Annotated in this window: 25 protein-coding genes; 11 read left to right on the top strand and 14 right to left on the bottom strand. The window is 70.6% G+C overall.

Annotated features, from left to right (window positions below; all coding sequences use genetic code 11):
• Positions 1 to 29 precede the first annotated feature (29 nt).
• From OG448_RS11700 to OG448_RS11690, 3 genes are all read left to right on the top strand, one after another.
• Positions 30 to 707 (top strand): alpha/beta fold hydrolase, encoded by a 678-nt coding sequence (locus OG448_RS11700; RefSeq protein ID WP_405553341.1) that lies wholly within the window; start codon positions 30 to 32, stop codon positions 705 to 707.
• A 299-nt stretch (positions 708 to 1,006) separates the two neighbouring features.
• On the top strand, positions 1,007 to 1,492 hold the full coding sequence (locus OG448_RS11695; protein ID WP_405553339.1) for an NUDIX domain-containing protein: 486 nt from the start codon (positions 1,007 to 1,009) through the stop codon (positions 1,490 to 1,492).
• Complete coding sequence (locus tag OG448_RS11690) at positions 1,450 to 1,608, top strand: hypothetical protein (protein WP_405553337.1); 159 nt, start codon at positions 1,450 to 1,452, stop codon at positions 1,606 to 1,608. Before OG448_RS11695 ends, OG448_RS11690 begins: the two co-directional genes overlap by 43 nt.
• A gap of 1 nt (position 1,609) precedes the next feature.
• Here OG448_RS11690 and OG448_RS11685 read toward each other — a convergent pair whose 3' ends face one another.
• The 11 genes from OG448_RS11685 to OG448_RS11635 all read right to left on the bottom strand — a co-directional run bounded on the left by OG448_RS11685 (position 1,610) and on the right by OG448_RS11635 (position 9,245).
• On the bottom strand, positions 1,610 to 2,107 hold the full coding sequence (locus OG448_RS11685) for a hemerythrin domain-containing protein (protein WP_405553335.1): 498 nt from the start codon (positions 2,105 to 2,107) through the stop codon (positions 1,610 to 1,612).
• Between the two features lie 95 nt (positions 2,108 to 2,202).
• The gene (locus tag OG448_RS11680) at positions 2,203 to 2,931 is read right to left on the bottom strand and encodes a TetR/AcrR family transcriptional regulator (RefSeq protein WP_388996513.1); all 729 of its coding nucleotides are present in this window, start codon (positions 2,929 to 2,931) and stop codon (positions 2,203 to 2,205) included.
• A gap of 9 nt (positions 2,932 to 2,940) precedes the next feature.
• Complete coding sequence (locus OG448_RS11675; protein WP_405553333.1) at positions 2,941 to 3,453, bottom strand: thiol-disulfide oxidoreductase DCC family protein; 513 nt, start codon at positions 3,451 to 3,453, stop codon at positions 2,941 to 2,943.
• A complete protein-coding gene (locus OG448_RS11670; RefSeq protein ID WP_135783788.1) occupies positions 3,450 to 3,857 on the bottom strand; it encodes a hypothetical protein in 408 nt (135 codons plus the stop codon). Before OG448_RS11670 ends, OG448_RS11675 begins: the two co-directional genes overlap by 4 nt.
• Positions 3,858 to 3,952: 95 nt before the next feature.
• Entirely contained in the window at positions 3,953 to 4,363 is a 411-nt protein-coding gene (locus OG448_RS11665) for a VOC family protein (RefSeq protein ID WP_405553331.1), read from the bottom strand.
• A 9-nt stretch (positions 4,364 to 4,372) separates the two neighbouring features.
• A complete protein-coding gene (locus OG448_RS11660) occupies positions 4,373 to 4,984 on the bottom strand; it encodes a Uma2 family endonuclease (protein WP_405553329.1) in 612 nt (203 codons plus the stop codon).
• 147 nt (positions 4,985 to 5,131) lie between these two features.
• Entirely contained in the window at positions 5,132 to 5,893 is a 762-nt protein-coding gene (locus OG448_RS11655; protein WP_405553327.1) for a succinate dehydrogenase iron-sulfur subunit, read from the bottom strand.
• Positions 5,893 to 7,647 carry a succinate dehydrogenase flavoprotein subunit gene (sdhA, locus tag OG448_RS11650; protein ID WP_405553325.1) on the bottom strand — a complete coding sequence of 585 codons (1,755 nt, stop codon included), beginning with the start codon at positions 7,645 to 7,647 and terminating at the stop codon, positions 5,893 to 5,895. Before sdhA ends, OG448_RS11655 begins: the two co-directional genes overlap by 1 nt.
• Positions 7,648 to 7,666: 19 nt before the next feature.
• Positions 7,667 to 8,140, bottom strand: a complete 474-nt coding sequence (locus OG448_RS11645; protein WP_030806556.1) for a succinate dehydrogenase hydrophobic membrane anchor subunit — start codon at positions 8,138 to 8,140, stop codon at positions 7,667 to 7,669.
• A gap of 5 nt (positions 8,141 to 8,145) precedes the next feature.
• Entirely contained in the window at positions 8,146 to 8,526 is a 381-nt protein-coding gene (sdhC, locus tag OG448_RS11640) for a succinate dehydrogenase, cytochrome b556 subunit (RefSeq protein ID WP_037774792.1), read from the bottom strand.
• 188 nt (positions 8,527 to 8,714) lie between these two features.
• Positions 8,715 to 9,245 (bottom strand): 2-oxo-4-hydroxy-4-carboxy-5-ureidoimidazoline decarboxylase, encoded by a 531-nt coding sequence (locus OG448_RS11635; protein WP_405558777.1) that lies wholly within the window; start codon positions 9,243 to 9,245, stop codon positions 8,715 to 8,717.
• Positions 9,246 to 9,489: 244 nt separating this feature from the next.
• Between OG448_RS11635 and OG448_RS11630 the strand changes: the two genes are divergently transcribed.
• From OG448_RS11630 to OG448_RS11610, 5 genes are all read left to right on the top strand, one after another.
• Positions 9,490 to 11,064: a beta-N-acetylhexosaminidase gene (locus OG448_RS11630; RefSeq protein WP_405558775.1), complete on the top strand. Its 1,575-nt coding sequence runs from the start codon at positions 9,490 to 9,492 to the stop codon at positions 11,062 to 11,064.
• Between the two features lie 107 nt (positions 11,065 to 11,171).
• Positions 11,172 to 11,831, top strand: a complete 660-nt coding sequence (locus OG448_RS11625) for a DUF4328 domain-containing protein (RefSeq protein WP_405553323.1) — start codon at positions 11,172 to 11,174, stop codon at positions 11,829 to 11,831.
• A 92-nt stretch (positions 11,832 to 11,923) separates the two neighbouring features.
• Positions 11,924 to 12,460, top strand: a complete 537-nt coding sequence (locus OG448_RS11620; RefSeq protein ID WP_405553321.1) for a hypothetical protein — start codon at positions 11,924 to 11,926, stop codon at positions 12,458 to 12,460.
• A 114-nt stretch (positions 12,461 to 12,574) separates the two neighbouring features.
• Positions 12,575 to 12,976, top strand: coding sequence for a hypothetical protein (locus OG448_RS11615; protein WP_405553320.1), 402 nt, complete (start codon positions 12,575 to 12,577; stop codon positions 12,974 to 12,976).
• Positions 12,977 to 13,118: 142 nt separating this feature from the next.
• A complete protein-coding gene (locus OG448_RS11610) occupies positions 13,119 to 13,562 on the top strand; it encodes an Rrf2 family transcriptional regulator (protein ID WP_405553319.1) in 444 nt (147 codons plus the stop codon).
• Between the two features lie 8 nt (positions 13,563 to 13,570).
• On the opposite strand, the gene OG448_RS11605 is transcribed toward OG448_RS11610, so the two are convergent.
• Together OG448_RS11605 and OG448_RS11600 are read right to left on the bottom strand one after the other, a co-directional pair.
• Entirely contained in the window at positions 13,571 to 14,314 is a 744-nt protein-coding gene (locus tag OG448_RS11605; protein WP_405553318.1) for an SDR family oxidoreductase, read from the bottom strand.
• A gap of 106 nt (positions 14,315 to 14,420) precedes the next feature.
• Positions 14,421 to 15,251, bottom strand: a complete 831-nt coding sequence (locus tag OG448_RS11600; RefSeq protein ID WP_405553316.1) for an alpha/beta fold hydrolase — start codon at positions 15,249 to 15,251, stop codon at positions 14,421 to 14,423.
• A 408-nt stretch (positions 15,252 to 15,659) separates the two neighbouring features.
• On the opposite strand from OG448_RS11600, the gene OG448_RS11595 reads away from it, so the two are divergent.
• Both OG448_RS11595 and OG448_RS11590 read left to right on the top strand, forming a co-directional pair.
• Positions 15,660 to 16,322 carry an RNA polymerase sigma factor gene (locus OG448_RS11595; protein ID WP_405553314.1) on the top strand — a complete coding sequence of 221 codons (663 nt, stop codon included), beginning with the start codon at positions 15,660 to 15,662 and terminating at the stop codon, positions 16,320 to 16,322.
• Entirely contained in the window at positions 16,322 to 17,344 is a 1,023-nt protein-coding gene (locus OG448_RS11590; RefSeq protein ID WP_405553312.1) for a hypothetical protein, read from the top strand. The genes OG448_RS11595 and OG448_RS11590 overlap by 1 nt, the downstream gene beginning before the upstream one ends.
• An 85-nt stretch (positions 17,345 to 17,429) precedes the next feature.
• Here the strand turns inward: OG448_RS11590 and OG448_RS11585 are convergent, their stop codons facing one another.
• Positions 17,430 to 18,221 (bottom strand): L,D-transpeptidase family protein, encoded by a 792-nt coding sequence (locus tag OG448_RS11585; RefSeq protein ID WP_405553310.1) that lies wholly within the window; start codon positions 18,219 to 18,221, stop codon positions 17,430 to 17,432.
• Positions 18,222 to 18,301: 80 nt separating this feature from the next.
• Here OG448_RS11585 and OG448_RS11580 point away from each other — a divergent pair, with 80 nt between their 5' ends.
• Positions 18,302 to 19,882 (top strand): methylmalonyl-CoA mutase, encoded by a 1,581-nt coding sequence (locus OG448_RS11580; protein WP_405553309.1) that lies wholly within the window; start codon positions 18,302 to 18,304, stop codon positions 19,880 to 19,882.
• Positions 19,883 to 19,909 lie beyond the last annotated feature (27 nt).

Genomic DNA, 19,909 nt, shown 5'->3' with positions numbered 1-19,909 from the left:
CCGGGTCCTGCTCGACCTACGATGACGCGGTGAAGTTCGTGATGGTGCCGGGTGGTTGGCAAGGTGGCTGGGTGTTCGGCTCGGTCGCCGCCGAGCTGCACCGAGACGGTCACCACGTCGAGGCGGTGACCCTGTCGGGGCTGGAGCCGGACGGCCCGGTCGATGTGGACCGTCCGCCGAACCTCGACGCCCATATCGACCAGGTGGCAGAGATCATCGACCGTGGCGACGGAACGCCCGTCGCGCTCTGCGGGCACAGCTACGGCGGGATGGTGATCGCCGGGGTCGCGGATCGGCTCGGCGACCGCCTCGATCAGCTCGTCTTCATCGACGCCTACGTCCCGGACGACGGGGACTCCTGTTGGTCCCTGACCAGCGACAGCTTCCGGGAGTTGTTCATCGCCGGCGCCCGTGCCGACGGTCGATGGGTCGCGGTCCCCGAAGGACTCGACCCTCGCGCGCGACCGCACCCCCTGGCGAGCTTCGTCCAGTCGATCGGACTGGGAGACAACCCCCACCCCGCGCCCGGCCGGACGTTCATCAGCGGTGGCGCGTGGCCGGGCAGCCCGTTCGTGACCCTGACCGAGCGGCTGCGCGACGACCCGGACTGGCGGGTCCACGAGATCCCCGTCGGCCACAACATCGCCCGCCGCGACCCGCACAGCCTCGCGGCGCTTCTCGGCGCGTTGCCGTCCGACTCCGCCTGACGCGGAGACTTGCCGAGCAGCTTCGCCGTCCTACGCGGAGGCGGTCTCAGCCGGTGCCGAACCGGCCGCCCTTGCCGCCGTCCGCGCAGACGGAGAGGCCGGCCTCTGGCCGCTGCGGCCGGCCGCGGGGGGACGGAATGGACCGTCCGTCCGGAGGACGCCCGGCCGGACGGCCCCGAGCAGCGATTGCGGGCTCTGACCGCCCGCGCGAACGCCCGGAGCAGGGGGGAGTATCCGTGACCGGCGCCGGGAGTTCTACTGACCGAGAACCGCGGTTCCGCGAAGCGAAAGGCTTGGTCATGAAGCGAGTTGTCGCCCGGCTGTGGCACGCCCTGCGGGGGTCCGTGCAGTGGAGGGTCCTGTGGCTGGCGAACGCCAAGTTCATGGTGGGCGTCACCGGGGTCGTCCGTAACGACGCCGGTCAGGTGCTCCTCCTCAAGCACCGGATGTGGCCGGAGCGGCGCCCGTGGGGGCTGCCCACCGGTTTCGCCAAGAAGGGCGAGGAATTCCCGCTCACCGTCGTCCGCGAGGTCAAGGAGGAGACGGGGCTCGACGTGACGCCCGGCCGCCTCGTCCGTCTGACCAGCGGATACCGACTCCGCGTGGAGGTCGCCTACGAGGCCCTGCACACCGGAGGAACCCTGAAGATCGACGACTTCGAGATTCTGGAGGCCCGGTGGTTCGACCCGGACGAGTTGCCGCAGGGGTTGCAGGACTCCCATCGCCGGCTCATCGCACCAGGATGCACCGCAACCAGCCGGGCCGCCCGCCCCGCGACGAGCTGACCCGGCACCTGAAGGGCATCGGCGAAGCCCCCTTCGAGGACGGCGACGCGTGCAGCCTCTTCGCCGGCCACGACCCCGGCCACTCCTGGGAGATGCGGGACCTCCTGCACGACTGACTCAGTCCGAGGAACCGACGATACGGCGCAGGTTCTCGACAGAGCCGGGCTCGCCCTTGAGGTGGCGTTCGCGGTCCGCGAGGAAGGCCTCGCCCAGCTCCTCGCGGCGCTTCATCGGGACGTTCTCGCGGGCGCCGTTGAGGATGGTGCGCTCCTCCTCGTCGGTGTGGTGGGTGATGGCCTCCACCAGCTCCTCCAGCTTGGAGTCCCACTCCTCGGAGCCGACCTCCTCGACCTCCAGCAGGTTCAGGAGGGCCTCGTTCCCCTCGTCGTGCTCGTGCTCGCCGTGCTCGACCTCTTCGTTGTCGATGTTCCGGTACCGCTTCAGGGCCGGATAGACCTCGGCCTCCTCCGCCAGCGCGTGCGCGACCAGCAGATCGGCGAACTCCTTGAGCGCGGCGGGCCGGTCGGCCTCGACGCTGCGCATCTGCCGGAAGAGGTCCTCCATGCGGCGGTGGTCCTGGAGGATGAGTTCGACGACGTCCTTGGTCTCGGCCATGAGGGGCACCACTCTCGTGCGAAGTATGCGAAGTGTTCGGGTGCCCACCGTGTACCCCCAGTCTGCGCCGGGATGACTCGCCGCGCGGGGCGGGATCAGCTTCGGCTTCGCGGGGCCGGGAGGGCCTTCGTCATCCCCGGCAGGAAGTCGTTGAAGAGTTCGTGGACCTCCAGGACCAGCGGCCGCAGGACCCGGAAGCGGGACAGGGCCACGCCGCGTGCGGTGAGGCGGGCGCCGCGCCGGGCCAGGCGGTAGCTGCGCTCGCGGTTCTCCGTACGGTCGAAGACCCAGTAGAGGACCAGGCCCATCTGGGAGAGCCACATCAGCTCGGGCAGGGCGTCCCGGAGTTCGGGGGAGACCTTGGACTTCGAGCCCGCCAGCACCTCGCGGTGCACGCTGATCGCCTGCTCGCGGGCGTGCTCGCTCTCCGCGGAGAAGGGGCTGAGCGGGCTGTCCGGGTCGGCCGCGTTCTTGAAGAACTGCACGGCGAACTCGTGATACGGCTCCGCGATGTCCAGCCACGCGGTGAGCACGCCCGCCAGCCGGGCCTCCAGGTCGGTCTCCGTCCGCAGCACCGACCGGGCCGCCACCTGGTGCTCGGCGGCGATCCGGTCGTAGAAGCCCTGGATCAGGTGCTCCTTGCCCGCGAAGTAGTAGTAGGCGTTGCCGACCGAGACACCGGCCTCCTTGGCGATGGCCCGCATCGTGGTCTTGTCGTAGCCGTTCTCCTGGAACAGCCGCATCGCGGTCTCGAGGATCAGCGCGCGGGTGTGTTCCGACTTGCTCTGGGGTCCGGCCTCGGGGCCGTCGTTCTTCGCGGGCACGTAGGGAGCCTAACCAGTGGCGCAGGTGCCGTCGGCGCAGGACGGCGGGTCGTGCACCCAGCCCTCGGCGGGGACGTACCGCCAGCCGTCCGTGCGGCTGTACGTGCCTCGCCCGCCCCATCGGCCGCCGCGCTGCTGACTCCACTGAGCGCCCCGGTACTTGGCCGCCGCCAGCACCGCGCCCCGCGCCAGCACGGCGCCCGCCGGGGTGCTGAGGCGATGGGCCAGCGGGCGGTGCTCGCGCAGCGCCCACAGCACCACGACCCAGGCCGCCGCGCCCCGGTACACCTGGCCGGAGTCCCCGATCACCGTGACCTCCTCCAGCGTCCGGGCCGGGTCCACGCCGGGGAACCGGGTCCGGGCCTCGGCCGAGCCGGCGGGGACCAGCTCCAGGGGGACCAACTGCGACTGGCGCAGCAGCCAGTCCCGCAGGTGGGTGCAGAGGCCGCACTCGGCGTCGTAGAGGACCGTCAGGCCCCGGACCGGGGCGCTCGTGACGCCCCGGTCCACGGCCCCGCTCATGCTCCGGCCGTCGGCGCGACCCAGCCCTGCGGGGCGACCGGCGGCTGCGTCTCCCGCTCCATCAGGCCGCGCCGGCGGATCTTGTTGAGTACGAAGACGTTGCCCAGGTGCATCGCGCCGAGGACCAGCAGGACCACGCCGAGCTTGGCCGACAGGGTCTCGAAGATGCCGCGGGTGTCCTCGATGGTGCCGTCGTCGCTCAGGTAGAGCGTCACGAAGCCGAGGTTGACGAGGTAGAAGCCGACCACCAGGAGGTGGTTGACGGCGTCCGCGAGCTTCTCGTTGCCGTGCAGCACATCGGAGAGGAAGACCCGGCCGTTGCGGCTGAGCGTGCGGGCGACCCAGACGGTCAGCCCGATGCTGACGGCCAGATAGATCACGTAGGCGATGACGGTGCGGTCCATGCCCCACCCCTTCTTGAACGCGTTCAAAACGCTGACAGGGATGACTGTAGACCTGTTTTTGAACGTGTTCAACCAAGCGGGACGAGGTCTGGATCTCAAGCCCTGCGGGCGAGTTCGGGGCGCTTGGTGTAGTCGGTGAAGCCGAAGACGTTGCCCCACGGGTCGGCGAACTCGACGGTCCGTCCGGTCGCCGTCGACATCGCCTCGTCCAGCGGCTCGATGCCGGCCCCGGCCATCCGCCGCGCCGCCGCCCGCGCGTCCGGCACCTCCAGCCACAGGCGCGGTGAGGGCCAGGAGGGCGGCCGGTGACCGAGCCCCTCCTCGAACCGCAACAGGATGCCGGGCGTCTCCCCGCCCACCCTCAGCAGCGCGATCCCGCCCTCGTCGAACCGGAACCCCACGGTGAACCCGGCCCGTTCGTAGAACCCGACGGCTTCCCCGACATCCCCTACAGGCAGCACCGCGTTGTCGAACCCCAGCAGCTCATGCGCTTCGTCGTCTGACATGCCGTCAGGCTAGCGACGCGGGCGTCCCGCCTCGATGATCGCGGCCACGTCCAGGGTGACCTTCGCTCCGATGGAGTCGGGGAGGGTGACGGTCTCGCCGGGGAAGTGGATGCGGTGGGTCCCGTACGTTCCCTCGGCGGGCTCGGTGAGCACGTGGAGACGCTGGTGCTTACGGTCCACGACGACGTAGACCGGCACCTTGGCCTGGGCGTAGGCGCCGACCTTGGTCTTCAGATCGTCTTTCCAGTTGCCGGAGGTCACTTCGAGGACGAGACGGAAACAGACCGGGTCGTAGGCGGTGCCTTCGATCAGGTGATCGTCGATGTCACCGTCCACGACGGCGAGGTCCGGGATGGCGTAGTCCTCCCCTCCGGGGAGCCAGATCGAGACGTTCTGGACCACATCGGCTTCGCCGCCGAACAGGCCGGCCAAGAGGAACGGCTGCATGAGGCCGGTCAGGGCACGGGCGTGCGGGGCATCCGGGGACGGTGTCACGAGGAGGTGGCCTCCGATGATCTCGACGCGGTAGCCCGGATGGCGCTCCATGATCTCGGCGGCGATCGCCGTCAGCGAGAACGGCTCGTCGTCGGCGAAGGGCTGCTCTACGGATGCTGCGGACATCGCGATGCCTCCCAGGGGCTGGTCGAGGCCATCATCGTAGGCCGTACCGCCCCCCTACGTCCCGATCGATCACCTTCACCCGTACGTGTCCGCCGACGGCAAAGGGCCCCGTTCCGGGAGTCGGAACGGGGCCCTCGCGGCATGAATTTAGAAGCGCCGCGTGATCAGCGCCCGCTTGACTTCCTGGATCGCCTTCGTGACCTCGATACCGCGCGGGCAGGCGTCCGTGCAGTTGAAGGTCGTGCGGCAGCGCCACACGCCGTCGCGGTCGTTGAGGATCTCCAGGCGCTGCTCACCGGCATCGTCGCGAGAGTCGAAGATGAAGCGGTGGGCGTTCACGATCGCGGCCGGACCGAAGTACTGGCCGTCGTTCCAGAACACCGGGCACGACGAGGTGCACGCGGCGCACAGGATGCACTTCGTGGTGTCGTCGAACCGCTCGCGGTCCTCCGCCGACTGGAGCCGCTCACGGGTCGGCTCGTTGGTGTCGTTGGTGACCAGGAACGGCATGACGTCCCGGTACGCCTGGAAGAACGGCTCCATGTCGACCACGAGGTCCTTGAGCGCGGTCAGGCCCTTGATGGGCTCGACCGTGATCGGCTTCCCGGGGTTGACGTCCTTGATCAGCGTCTTGCAGGCCAGACGGTTCTTGCCGTTGATCCGCATCGCGTCGGACCCGCAGATGCCGTGGGCGCAGGAACGGCGGAAGGTCAGCGTGCCGTCGAGGTCCCACTTGATCTTGTTGAGCCCGTCGAGGACGCGCTCCTTGGGGTCCATCTCCAACTGGAAGTCTTCCCAGTGGGGCTCCGCCGCGACCTCCGGGTTGAACCGGCGGATGCGGAGGGTGACCGTGATGTAGGGGGACGTGGCGGAGGCCGCCTCGGCCTTGTCCAGAACAGGGGTAGCCATCAGTACTTACGCTCCATCGGCTGGTAGCGGGTCTGGACGACCGGCTTGTAGTCGAGACGCACGGTCTCCGAGCCGTCGTCGCCCACCTCGCGGTACGCCATCGTGTGGCGCATGAAGTTGACGTCGTCGCGGTTCGGGTAGTCCTCGCGGTAGTGACCGCCGCGGGACTCCTTGCGGGCCAGTGCGGAGATTGCCATGACCTCGGCCAGCTCCAGCAGGTTGCCCAGCTCGATGGCCTCCAGCAGGTCGGTGTTGAACCGCTTGCCCTTGTCCTGGATCGACACGTTCAGGTACCGCTCGCGCAGCTCGGCGATCTTCTCGACCGCCGTCTTGATCGTCTGCTCGGTGCGGAACACCATCACGTTGGCGTCCATGGTCTCCTGCAGCTCGCGGCGGATGTCCGCGACCCGCTCGGTGCCCGTGGCGTCCCGCAGCCGCTCGATCTGCGCGACGACCATCCCGGCCGGGTTCTCCGGCAGGTCGACGAAGTCCACGGTGTGGGCGTAGTCGGCGGCGGCGATGCCCGCGCGGCGGCCGAACACGTTGATGTCCAGCAGCGAGTTGGTGCCCAGGCGGTTGGCGCCGTGCACGGAGACACAGGCGACCTCGCCGGCCGCGTACAGGCCCGGCACGACGGTGGTGTTGTCCGACAGGACCTCACCCTCGACGTTGGTCGGGATGCCGCCCATCGCGTAGTGCGCGGTGGGCTGGATCGGGATCGGGTCCGTGTACGGCTCGATGCCCAGGTAGGTGCGCGCGAACTCGGTGATGTCCGGGAGCTTCGCGTCGAGCTGCTCCGGCGGCAGGTGGGTGAGGTCGAGGTAGACGTGGTCACCCTCGGGACCGCAGCCCCGGCCCTCGCGGATCTCGGTGTAGATCGAGCGCGAGACGACGTCACGGGACGCGAGGTCCTTCATGACCGGCGCGTACTTCTCCATGAAGCGCTCGCCGTCCTTGTTGCGCAGGATGCCGCCCTCACCGCGGGCACCCTCGGTGAGCAGGATGCCCATGCGCCAGATGCCGGTCGGGTGGAACTGGAAGAACTCCATGTCCTCCAGCGGGATGCCCCGGCGGAAGCACGCGGCCTGGCCGTCACCGGTCAGGGTGTGCGCGTTGGACGTCACCTTGAAGAACTTGCCGGTGCCGCCGGACGCGTAGATCACGGACTTCGCCTGGAAGACGTGGATCTCGCCGGTGGCCAGCTCGTACGCCACCACGCCCGAGGACGTCTTGACGCCGTCGACCTCGGTGATGAGCTGGTCCAGCACGTAGAACTCGTTGAAGAACTCCACGCCCTCCTTGACGCAGTTCTGGTACAGCGTCTGGAGGATCATGTGGCCGGTGCGGTCGGCCGCGTAGCAGGACCGGCGGACCGGGGCCTCGCCGTGGTTGCGGGAGTGACCGCCGAAGCGGCGCTGGTCGATCGTCCCGTTGGGCGTCCGGTTGAACGGCAGGCCCATCTTCTCCAGGTCGAGGACCGCGTCGATGGCCTCCTTCGCGAGGATCTCGGCGGCGTCCTGGTCGACCAGGTAGTCACCGCCCTTGACCGTGTCGAAGGTGTGCCACTCCCAGTTGTCCTCCTCCACGTTGGCCAGCGCGGCGGCCATGCCGCCCTGCGCGGCGCCCGTGTGGGAGCGGGTGGGGTAGAGCTTGGTCAGCACGGCGGTGCGGCTGCGCTTGGTGGACTCGATGGCCGCGCGCATGCCCGCGCCACCGGCGCCGACGATGACGGTGTCGTACTTGTGGATCTTCATGATTCTCGCAGCCCCGTGCCTAGCGGATGTTCGGGTCGAAGGTGAAGATCACCAGCGTGCCCAGCAGGATGGTGAACACCGTGGCCGTGTAGAGCAGGCCCTTGAGCCACAGGCGGGTGTTCACGCGCTCCGCGTAGTCGTTGATGACCGTGCGCAGGCCGTTGGCGCCGTGCAGCATCGCCAGCCACAGCATCAGCAGGTCCCAGACCTGCCAGAACGGGGACGCCCAGCGGCCGGCCACGAAGGCGAAGCCGATCTTGGACACGCCGCCGTCCAGCACGAGCTGGATCAGCAGGTGGCCCAGGACCAGGACGACCAGCACGATGCCGGACAGGCGCATGAAGAGCCAGGCGGCCATCTCGAAGTTGCCCCGTGTGGACTTCGGGGTCTTCTTGGTGCGGGTGCGCGAGCGCGGTGCGTCGAGGGAGAGCGCGTAGGCGTCCTCGGCGGCGTCCGCGGAGGAGCCCGTCAGGTTGATTTCAGAGGTGGACATCGGCGTCAGCTCCCGAACAGGACACGAGCGGCGTGGCCGAGGACCGGGTACAGGGCGCCGGCCATCAGGATGATCCAGACGCCGAGGACGCTCCACAGCATCTGCTTCTGGTAGCGCGGGCCCTTCGACCAGAAGTCGACGGCGATGACGCGCAGACCGTTGAGCGCGTGGAAGAGGATGGCGGCCACGAGGCCGTACTCCAGCAGCGCGACGATCGGGGTCTTGTACGTGGCTACGACCTTGTCGTAGTCCTCGGGGGAGACACGCACGAGAGCGGTGTCCAGCACGTGAACGAACAGGAAGAAGAAAATGAGGACGCCGGTGACTCGATGAGCCACCCAGGACCACATACCTTCCCGGCCGCGGTACAACGTTCCAGCCGGCACGGAAGAACCCTCCGGATGCGGGGACTAGGGCCGCGCCGGCTTCACTGTCGGTCGGGCCCGGCCGGGTACGGTCCACCGGCCCTCAGCATCGTATCCATGAGGCGCGGCGCGACGGACGGGGGGCCTGTTTCGGGTGATCCGGCCGCTTGTGGCATTCCGGCTCGTGCGGATCAGGACCGGTTCGCCCCTTATACGCCCGGCCGGGGCGCGTAGTGGCTGGTCGCGCGGGTGGCGACGGTGCCCAGATGAGCCGTGAGCCGGTGCCGGGCCAGGCCCCGCAGTTCCTCGGCGGCGATCACCCGCTCGTCCTCGGGATCGTTCGCCAATCGTGACCGGATGCCCTCCAGGACCCGGTCCAGCGCCTCCTCGGGGGAGGCGCCGCCCGGTGCGATCACGAAGACATGGCCGAAGCGGGCCTCGTAGGCGGCGTGCGCCGCGCCCAGCGCGGTGTGGGCGGCCGAGTAGGTGTCCTCGGGCAGCTCGGGCAGGGACTCGCTCGCCAGGGCGTCGGCCAGGTCGACGACCCGCAGGTCGTAGGCCGCCTCGTCCGCCGCCGCCAGCAGGGCGGCCAGGTCGGGGTAGGGGCGGTGCTCGGCGAGCCGGTGCGCCCAGCGGGCGTTGCGCAGACAGCGCAGGAGCAGCGCGCGGGCCTCCTCGGCCGGCGCCAGGTTGAAGGCGTCGAGCGGGGTCGGGAGATACGGCGAACGGTGCGCAGGCAGCGTGGGTCCTCATGGGAGGGGGCGACAGGGGTGTGCCGGGACGGCAGGGGGACCTGTGAAGGATGTGCCGACACGTTATCGAGAGTGGTCACTGTGTGTCCGGCTGATGCCCGAATTTCACTCGGACGGGAGAGTTTCGGAATGTCTCGGTGACGGGTGAACCCCGGATCGGTCGTACGTTGGGAGGGTGAGCCAGCACAGACACCGTGCTTCGGCACGGCAGCTCAAGCGGAAGCGGGCCATCATGGCCGCCGCGGTCGTCGGAACCGTGGTGACCGGGGTGGGCGTCGGAGTGTGGGCGTCATCCGGAGGGGGTGGTTCCGGTGGAGGCTCGGACGCGGGCGCGGTCGGCGCCTCGCGGCAGGCCGACCCGCCGACCCCCTCGCCCAGCCGCTCGTACCCCGTGTCGAAGGCGCCGCAGACGATCCCGGCGGTGCGGGAGCACACCGCGGCCCGCGGGCCGGGCTGGAAGCCGCAGGACGGCGGCCGGGTGGTGGTCACCGACCCGGCGCTGGCCGACGAGGGCAAGGTCATAGCCGGTGAACTGGGCCTCGACTACGGGGGCGAGAAGAACGACTCCAGGGCCGGTGACGTCCGGCTCGGCCTCGGCGGGAGCGGCAACCCGGAGTCGTACACCATGACCGTGCGCGACGGCCGGGTGGACATCAGGGGGCCCGCCGACGCGGGCGTCTTCTACGGGACCCGGACCCTCAAGCAGGAGGTCCGCGGTGGCGGCACCGCGCCCGAGGGCGTGGTCAAGGACGAGCCCGCCAAGCCCTCGCGCGGCTTCATGCTCGACATCGCGCGCAAACCGTTCTCCGAGACCTGGATCGAGGACCGGGTACGCGAGCTGGGTGATCTGAAGTACAACGAGCTGGGACTGCACTTCTCGGACGACCAGGCGTTCCGCATCCAGTCCACCACCCACCCCGAGATCGTCTCCGAGGACCATCTCACCAAGGCGCAGGTCAAGAAGATCGTCGACCTGGCCGCCGCCCGGCACATCACGGTCGTGCCCGAGATCGACTCACCGGGCCACCTGGGCGCCGTCATCGCCGCCCACCCCGACCTCCAGCTCCGTAACGTCAACGGCAAGGCCACGCGCGGCGCGATCGACATCTCCAAGCCCGAGTCCGCGAAGATCGTCGACGATCTGCTCGACGAGTACGCGGGCCTGTTCCCGGGCGACAAGTGGAACCTGGGCGGCGACGAGTACCAGGCGCTGGTCGTGCCCGACCCCGAGGCGTCCTATCCGCAGCTCGCCGCCGCCGCCCGCGACGCCTATGGCGCCGACGGCAACGTCGCCGACCTCACCACCGGCTGGCTGAACGGCCGCGCGGACACCATCCGGGCCCATGACCGCACCATGCGGGCGTGGAACGACGGCTTCCTGCGTGACTCCACGATCCAGCCCGCCAAGGACATCCAGGTCGCCTACTGGACCGGCAAGGAGATCGGCGCCCGGCCCCCGGTGGACTACTTGAGCGCGGGCCGCAAGGTCTACAACTACAACGACGAGTACCTGTACTACGTCCTCGGCGAGCCGAACGACTTCGTCTACCCGACCGGCCAGCGGATCTACCAGCAGTGGACGCCGCGGGTGATCCGGGGCACGAGCGCCGTGCCGGCGCAGTACGACGGCCAGATCCTCGGCGGCTCCTTCGCCGTGTGGTGCGACTTCCCCAACGCCCAGAGCGAGAGCCAGGTCGCGTCCGGCATCCGGATGCCGCTGCGGGCCACCGTGCAGAAGCTCTGGGACCCGGGGCCACCGGCTCTGTCCTGGCCGCAGTTCAAGGAGCTGGCGAACAGGCTGGGGTAAGTGGACGGAAGTGGGCTGAACACGTATGTTTCCGTGTTCGCTCGTGTGTACGCGGCTCTGGGGAGGGCCGCGTACGCCGTTTCAGCCGTACGGGGGGGAACACCTTCATGATCTGCGCCAGTTGCCACAGCACCGAGGCCGTCACCGGGGAGACGCGGTGCGCCCGCTGCGCGCCCGCCGTGCCCTTCGTACCGCCGGGCCCGCCGCTGCGCTCGCCGGTGGGGCTGGGGCAGGCCACCGCGGTGATGCTGGGGCTGGTCGGCGTCGGTGACCTGGTCGCGATCTGGGCCGACTTGGCGCAGCCGTCTCTTCCGGCCGGATCGGTCCTCGACATCGCGCAGGGGGTCCTGCTGCTCGCCACGGCGGTCGTGTACCTGTGCTGGCTGTGGCGGGTGCGGGTCAACGCCGAGGTCTTCGACGCGAGTTCGCAGAGCAAGGCGCGGGGGTGGACGATCGGCGGCTGGTTCATCCCGTTCGTGAACTTCTGGTTCCCGCGCCGGATCGTCCTGGACGCGTGGGACGCCAGCGCGCCGCAGGGGCGGCCGGCCGGGCACGGGCTGGTCGACCTGTGGTGGACGGCCTGGGTGGCCGGGCTGGTCGCCGACCGGCTGCTGCGGGTGGAGTCCGGGGCGGGGATGCTCGCCGTGGTCGACGGCATCGACCTCGTCGCCGCCGCGCTCGCCGCCGTGGTCGTCCTGAAGCTGACCCGGATGCAGAACGAGAAGGCGCTCCAGGGGCCCTCGCTGCCGTCCGCCGCGCTTGGCTGAAAACCGGTGACTGTGACACTCCGGGCCCGTCGCACGCAGTAAGGGGAAATGCGGGCTCCGTACAGGCGGTGCCCAGGCGAGGGAGGCATTCCATGAGCCTGGAGGAACTGATCGCGCAAGCCGACGCACGCGGGCTGGCCGCGAGCGGGCTGGCTTGTTCGGATCGGTGCGTGTCCCTGCTCGTCGACGACGACGAGTTGCTGCGTCCGCTGTGGGCGCATCTCGTGGACGACTCCGACTGGTCCGAGAGCCTTGCGAAGGTGCGGGCCGCGCTGGGTCCTGCGGAGCCTGGTTCCGGCGCGGACGAGGCGGCGGAGGTGGCGCGGGGGATGCTGCTGTCGGCTCCGGCCGAGCGGGACGGGGACGGGCTGCGGGAGTGGGCCGAGGCGTGCTCGTCGGCCTCGCTGCGGGTGCACCGGTTGCTGGACCCGGCTTGTGGGTCCGCCGAGGACACCGATGACGCGCTGCCGCTGGTCGCCGCCGAGCTGGGGCGGCAGACGGTCGTCCTCCAACTCCTCGCCGAGCACGGCCCGCAGGGGTTGCGGCGGGCGCTGGACGTGTCGGGGGAGGGGCGGCGGGTGCTGCGGGCGGTGGTGTCGCGGCGGGCGCGGGCTCAGGCTCAAACCTGAACTCGGGGTGGGTTCTGTGTCCGTCCTGTCGGCACGATGGGGCGGTCCTGCGCCGGTTGCCCGATCGGCGCCGAATCGTGTGACGCGCGGCCGGTCAGGACCGCTGACCCCTGTGTGACTACCCAGTACGCAACAACGCAGACGGACTACCGCCCCTCCGCCGCGGCACGCCCCGCGCGGTGGGCCGCGGACACGGTCGCCACCATGCGCGAGGGCGCCCGCCTACGCCTCGACTACTCGCCCCAGAGCCTCTGGCGCCTGGACCGCGTCATCGAGGAACTCCGCCACGACCACCCCCCGTACGAGGCCGTCGCCCATGTCCTCCGCGGCTTCGGCGCCTACACCGGCGAGGTCATCGCCCGCGAAACGGGCGCGGAGTGGTGCGCACCGGGGGATGCCCACTGGCTCCGCACCCCCGACGGCCGCCTGTGGGACCCCCTGGAGGAGGCGCGACTCGCCTTCACGGGGGAGGGCTCCCTCCGGGGCCTGTGCCGGGAGGCGACGGGGGCCTGCTGAGCCGGCCGCTCGCCGAACCACGTCCTCCCCCGGTTCCCGGCGGCGCACCGGGGTGAGTGACCCGGCCAGGCCCTTGCGACCCGCACCCCGTGCGGTCGGTGTAACATCAAAAGTTACGATTGAGGAAGGGTCGGCCGGGCTGATGAGTGCCAACAGCAGGATGAGCATCGCCGTTCACGTGCTGGCGTGGATGGCCCTGGACCGGCTCGACGAAGAGACGATCGCGACGTCGCAGCGCATCGCCGACAGCGTCAACACCAATCCCGTCGTGATCCGCCGCTGTCTGATGGAACTCCGCGACGCGGGCATCGTCCACGGCAAGCGGGGTGCCAAAGCCGGATGGACCCTGGCCCTGGAACCCGAGTCGATCACGCTGCGGGACGTGTACGGCGCGGTGGAGGGCAACGGACTGTTCGCCCTGCACCGCACTCCGCCCAACGAGGCCTGTCCCGTCGGCTTCGGCATCAGGCCGGTACTGAACTCGGTGTACGCCCGCCTGGACGACGCAGTGCGGGACGAACTCGCCGCGATCTCGATCGCCGACGTCCTCCGCGACGTGCAGGGGGAGCGACGCGTCGCCGGCTGAGCCCGTCGTCACACCTGCCGCTGACCTCCGTCGACGAAGAGTTCGACACCGGTGACGAACGTGCTCTGGTCGCCGGCGAGGAACAGCGCCACATCCGCGACCTCCTCCGGGCGCCCCATACGGCCCAGCGGAACCTGACTCACGAAGCCGTCCCGCATCTTCGCGGCCGACTCCGCGTCGGGCGCGAGGCCCGCGATCCCCGGAGTGTCGGTCGGCCCCGGCGCCAGCGTGTTGACGCGGATCGCCCGATCGCTCAGTTCGTTCGCCCACGTGCGGGAGAAGGAGCGGATGGCGGCCTTCGAGGCGGCGTAGACGCCGAACGCCTCCTCCCCTCGCGCCGTGCTCCCGGTGAGGATCACCGAGGCGCCGTCGTTCAGCAGCGGAAGCGCCTTCTGGACCGTGAACAGCGTGCCCTTGACATTGATACCGAAGGTCGAGTCGAAGTGCTCCTCCGTCAGGTCCTCCAGGGTGGCGAACTCACCGCCGCCGGCGTTGGCGAACAGCACGTCGATGCGACGGCCGCTCTCCGCCACCGCCTCGTACAGGCGGTCGATGTCAGCCAGGTTCGAGATGTCTCCCCGGACCCCCGTGACGTTCTTGCCGATCTCGGCCACCGCCGCGTCGAGCGCCTCCTGGCGGCGGCCGGTGATGAAGACGTGCGCGCCCTCGTCGGCGAACCGCTTGGCGGTCGCAAGGCCGATCCCACTGTTACCGCCGGTGACGACGGCCGTCTTTCCTTCGAGCTTTCCCACCGGATCCTCCATGCACTGCGGGCCGGCGTCGACGCCGCCTGGATGTAACAACTTACATTACACCCAGAGCCGAGGGGGTCGGGGCGGAAGCCGGTCGCGCGGGTGATCACCCCTCGATGAAGGAGAGGATCTCCGGGTTGAGGACGTCCGGGTGGAGCGACAGCATTCCGTGGGGCCATCCCTCGTAGCTCTTGAGCGTCGCGTTCTTCAGCAGCGCGGCGGACTTCGGCGCGGAGTCCTCGTAGGGCACCACTTGGTCGTCGGTACCGTGCAGGACGAGCACCGGGACGTCGATGCTCTTGAGGTCCTCGGTGAAGTCGGTCTCGGAGAAAGCCTTGATGCATTCGTAGTGCGCGTTCGCCGCACCCCTCATCCCCTGCCACCACCAGCGGTCGATGAGCCCCTGCGACACCTCGGCGCCGGGCCGGTTGAAGCCGTAGAACGGGCCCGTGGGGACGTCGATGTAGAACTGTGCGCGGTTGGCGGCGAGCGCCTCGCGCAGCTCGTCGAAAGCCTCGATCGGGGTGCCCTCGGGGTTGCTGTCCTTCTTGACCATGACCGGGGGCACCGCGTTGGAGATGACCGCCTTGGACACCCGGCCCGGCTTGGCCCGCGCCACGTAGCGGACCACCTCGCCGCCCCCGGTGGAGTGCCCGATGTGCACCGCGTCCTTCAGATCCAGCGCGTCGGTCAGGGCGGCCACGTCGGCGGCGTAGGTGTCCATGTCGTGCCCGGTCGACGGCTGGCTGGAGCGTCCGTGACCGCGGCGGTCGTGGGCGATGACGCGATAGCCCTTGGACAGGAAGTACAGCAACTGGTTGTCCCAGTCCTCGTGGCTCAAGGGCCAGCCGTGGTGGAAGACGATCGGCTGGGCGTCCCGGGGGCCCCAGTCGACGTAGAAGATGCTGGTGCCGTCAGGCGTGGTCACTGTGCCCATGGCTGATACCTCCGGCCCCCCGGAAATGTGTCGGCCCGCGTTTCTGCCACGCTACGCGCGCGCCGGTAGGGGTGCATGTCAGCGCTCGCGGGGCAGCGGGTGGCACGAACGGCCCGGCACACCGGCTCGAATGGCGTCCGTCCGGCGAATCCGACTCGGGGTGCCTGGACGGAGGGCCGGCGGTCAGAGCAACGGCCGGGGTCGCCACCCCCCACAGGAGAGACCCCGGCCGTTGCGTGGTGCGGACCGCGGGCGGTCCGTCATGTTGTTCTGCGTCATGGCCGCGTCCTATGTCACACCTGGGCGTGTCACGAGTCAGTTGCATCTTCCACAGACATGGACGAGCAGCGGTTTCAGGCCGTAACGTGCCTTTCGCGCCGACCGAGTGACGGGCGTAAAGGGAGTGCGGTGCAGGGGGACGACGCGGAGTTGACGGCCGCGGTGCGCGTGGCCCAGGCGGGGGACGAGACCGCGTTCCGTACGGTGTACCGGGCGGTGCATCCACGGCTGCTCGGCTATGTGCGCACGCTGGTGGGCGACTTGGACGCCGAGGACGTCACGTCCGAGGCGTGGCTCCAGATCGCGCGCGACCTCGACCGGTTCAGCGGGGACGCCGACCGCTTCCGGGGCTGGGCCGCGCGGATAGCCCGCAACCGCGCCCTGGACCACATACGGATGCGCGGCCGCCGCCCCCTGATAGGCGGCGACGAGACCGAACTGACCGGCAGAGCGGCCGAGTCGGACACCGCCGGTGAGGCCATCGAGGCCCTGACCACCGACGGCACCCTCTCCCTCATCGCCCGGCTCCCGCAGGACCAGGCCGAGGCCGTCGTGCTGCGCGTGGTGGTCGGGCTCGACGCCAAGACCGCCGCCGAGACGCTCGGCAAGCGCGCGGGCGCCGTCCGTACCGCCGCGCACCGGGGGCTGAAGCGGCTGGCCGAACTCCTCGGCGCCGATCCGGAATCGACGGGAGGGCTCGACGCGCTCCCGCCCCAGCGAACGCCGCGCGGTGGCGCGGTGCGGTCCGCGAGTGTGACGCATACGCGTACGCGGACGCAGAAGGACATGTGATGGCCGACGAGCACGACAAGTGGCTGGACGGTGAGACGTCGGAACGTCTGCTGCGCGGTGAGCCGTTGGAAGCCGTCGACGACGACGCCCGCGTCCCCGCCGGCCGGCTCGCCGGACTGCTCGGCGCACTGGCCGCCCAGGGTGCCCCCGCGCTCGGTGAACTCCCCGGTGAGAAGGCCGCGTTGGCCGCGTTCCGGGACGCGCGGGTCACCGCCCCGCGTGAGGGCGCGTACGGGTACGGCGACGCGGGCCTCGTCCGCATCGGCGCCCCCGCACCCGCCGCCCGCCGCTCCCGCTGGGGCCGGCCCGTCCGGCTCGGCCTCGCCGCGGCGCTGGCCGCCGGCACGCTGGGCGGGGTCGCGGTGGCCGCGGGGAGCGGGGTGCTGCCCGGCTCGTTCCGGCACGACGCCCCCCGGCCCGGCGCCTCCGTCTCCGCCGCCGAGAGCCCGGCCCGGCCCAGTGACCCGGCATCCCCGACCCCCTCACCCGGCACCTCGGGCACCCCGGACGCCACCCCCCGCGCACCGGCACCCGATGCCTCCCGCGACGAGGCCGGGAGCACGGGTGAGGCCACGGGCCAGCCCTCATCCGGCGAGCCCTCGCACCGCCCCGGCGCCCGCTGGTGGGCCGCCGCCACGGCCTGCCGTGACCTGCGGGAAGGCCGGGAGCCGGACGCCGGGAACCGGCGGACCCTGGAGGGCCTCGCGGGCGGCCCGACCCGGGTCGAGGTCTACTGCCGGGCCCTGCTCGCCGCCGCCGAGGTGAACGGCCGCACCCACGATCACCGGGACACGGACGGCAAGGGCGACGAGGAGACGAGCGGCCGACACGACGACGACCAGGGCGACGACGACGGCCGCACCCCCCGCCCCCGCCTCCACCTCAACTTTCCCTCGACCCGCCAAATCCCTTCTGACCTGCGGCTTTGCCAGTTCCGAAAATTTGTTTCGGAAAGGTGTGACGTTTCTGGGCGCGACGACGCAGTACTGAGTGAGCCGACTGGTCATCGGCCGTCGCACTGAGCCGGGGTTCCCCCCGTACCTCACGGCTCGTGCACCGGCGCGGGCGGGACACGTTCCCCCGGTCCCGCCCGCGCCCCCACTCACCTCACCGGTAGACCACGACCCGGTCGCCGTTGCGGACCTGCGCGAAGAGCGACGCGATCGCCCCCTCGTCCCGGACGTTCACGCACCCGTGCGAACCGCCCGCGTACCCGTGCGCCGCGAAGTCGTAGGAGTAGTGGATCGCCTGGCCGCCGCTGAAGAACATGGCGTACGGCATGGGGGAGTCGTAGAGCGTCGACACATGGTGCAGGGACTTCCAGTAGATGCTGAACACACCCTCGCGGGTCGGGGTGTACTGCGAGCCGAAGCGGACCGAGACCGTGGTGAGCGTCCGGCCGTCGACCATCCACCGCAGGGTCCGGCTGGTCTTGCTCACGCACAGCACCCGCCCGGTCAGACAGCGCGGGTCGGGCGCGGCGGCGGGCTGGCCGCCCATCAGATACAGCTCCCACTTGCCCGGCCGGTGCGTCATGGCCTGGAGCCGCTGCCAGGTGACGGGGTCCACGCGGCCCGTACGGGGCAGCCCGCGCTTGCCCTGGAACCCGCTGACCGCCTGCTCGGTGAGGTCGTCGTACTCCCCGGTCGGCCCGTCGTTCAGCCACTCCACCTGACGGAGCCGGGCCTGGAGCTCCCGCACGCCGGTCCCGCTGTCCCCGCGCGAGAACAGCACCCGGGCGCCCCCGGCGGTGTGGGGCCGGCCCGACGGCGTGTCGAAGTGGACCGGGTACTGGGGCTTCCCGTCCGCCCCCTCCGGCGGCGGCTTGCACCCTCCGAGCGCCACGGCGAGGGCGGCGGCCGAGGCGAACAGGGCGACGGTTCTCCCCGGAATCCTCATGCCGAGGATGCTTCCCCCGCGCGCCCGCCGCCGAACAACGAGGCATCGTGGAAGGCGAGCGCAGTCCTCCGGAGGCAGCCATGGCGCGAGAGTCGGAGTCGGGCACGCCGATCGAGCCGGTCTACGGCCCCGAGGCACTGACCGGCTGGGACCCCGCCACCGAGCTGGGCGAACCGGGCGCGTACCCCTACACCCGTGGCGTGTACCCGACCATGTACACCGGCCGCCCCTGGACCATGCGCCAGTACGCCGGGTTCGGCACCGCCGCCGAGTCGGGCGCCCGCTACCGGGACCTGATCGCCCACGGCGTCACCGGCCTCTCGGTCGCCTTCGACCTGCCGACCCAGATGGGGTACGACTCCGACGCGCCCCTCGTACGCGGCGAGGTCGGCCGGGTCGGGGTGGCGGTGGACTCGATCGAGGACATGCGGGAGCTGTTCGACGGGATTCCGCTGGACCAGGTCTCCACCTCGATGACGATCAACGCCCCGGCGGCCGTGCTGCTGCTCCTGTACGAGCTGGTGGCGGAAGAGCGGGGCATCAGGGGCGACCGTCTGACCGGCACCGTCCAGAACGACATCCTCAAGGAGTACATCGCCCGCGGCACCTACATCTTCCCGCCCCGCCCCTCGCTGCGGCTGACCGCCGACCTCTTCGCCTACTGCGCCGACGCGCTGCCGAGGTGGAACACCATCTCGATCTCCGGCTACCACATGGCCGAGGCCGGAGCCTCGCCCGCGCAGGAGATCGCCTTCACGCTGGCGGACGCGGTCGCCTACGTGCGCGCCGCGCTCGCGGCCGGCATGGAGGTGGACGACTTCGCGCCGCGCCTGTCCTTCTTCTTCGTGGCGCGTACGACCCTGCTGGAGGAGATCGCCAAGTTCCGTGCCGCGCGCCGGATGTGGGCCCGGATCATGCGGGAGGAGTTCGGGGCGCGGGACCCGAAATCATGGATGCTGCGCTTCCACACCCAGACCGCCGGGGTCCAGCTCACCGCCCAGCAGCCGGAGGCGAACCTCGTCCGGGTCGCCGTACAGGCGCTCGCGGCGGTCCTCGGCGGCACCCAGTCCCTGCACACCAACGCCTTCGACGAGGCCCTCGCGCTGCCCACCGACAAGAGTGCCCGCCTCGCCCTGCGCACCCAGCAGATCCTCGCCCACGAGACCGACGTGACCGCGACCGTCGACCCCTTCGCCGGGTCGTACGCGGTGGAGCGGCTCACCGACGACGTGGAGCGGGCCGCGCTGGGGCTGCTGCGCCGGGTCGAGGAACTGGGCGGGGCGGAGGCGGCCATCGAACTCGGTTACCAGAAGGGCGAGATCGAGCGGAACGCGTACCGGATCGCCCGCGAGACGGAGTCCGGGGAGCGGGTCGTCGTCGGCGTGAACCGCTTCCGCCTGGACGAGGAGGAGCCCTACACCCCGCTCCGCGTGGACCCCGCCCTGGAGACCCGCCAGCGCGAACGCCTCGCCCGGCTGCGATCCCGCCGCGACACCCGTACCGCCGACGCCGCCCTGACCGACCTTCGCGAGGCCGCCGAGGGCACGGCCAACGTCCTCCCACCCATGAAACGCGCCCTGCGCGCCCACGCCACCCTGGGTGAGGTCTGCGACACGCTGCGCTCGGTGTGGGGGATGTATCAGCCACCGGACGCCCGCTGAGCCACCACCGCCCGCGTGCGACACTCG

Origin of the sequence: Streptomyces sp. NBC_01171, from assembly GCF_045039805.1 — a bacterium.
In the GTDB taxonomy this organism is placed as follows: domain Bacteria; phylum Actinomycetota; class Actinomycetes; order Streptomycetales; family Streptomycetaceae; genus Streptomyces.
This window is presented reverse-complemented; position numbering and strand designations above follow the sequence as displayed.